General features: G+C 69.8%; 1 protein-coding gene. It reads left to right on the forward strand.

All coding sequences use genetic code 11. The features are described from left to right. Window positions 1-170: 170 nt before the first annotated feature. On the forward strand, window positions 171-358 hold a 188-nt coding region (locus SB773_RS30445), incomplete at its 3' end, for a hypothetical protein (RefSeq protein ID WP_410593932.1).

Consider the following 358-nt stretch of genomic DNA (forward strand, 5'->3'; position numbering starts at 1 on the left):
GGTGCTCTCGACTCGCACACGTCGTCCGAGGTCATGGATGCCCTGCTGTGGTCGACCACCGCCCAGGGCCGGACCCTCGTCGTGGTCACCCATGACCCCGAGGTGGCCAGTCGCTGCACCCGCACGGTCGCCGTCCGCGACGGACGAATCGTCTCTTCGGCGGTGGCCGCGTGAACCGGCACGTCCTCGCTCTGCTGCTGCGCCCCGCGCCAGAGCAGAACAGCGTGCTCGCCCTTCCCGTCGTGGCGTTCGGCGTGGTGACCACACTGGTGCTGACCGTGATCGGAGGCGCCCAGTCATTCTGGGGCTGGACGGACCCTGAGGCCCCCATCTATCAGGCGCTCGCCGCCATCGCGCT

The sequence above is a fragment of the Bacillus sp. SIMBA_074 genome, assembly GCF_046534555.1.
GTDB classification, from domain to species: Bacteria; Bacillota; Bacilli; order Bacillales; family Bacillaceae_G; genus Bacillus_A; species Bacillus_A mycoides.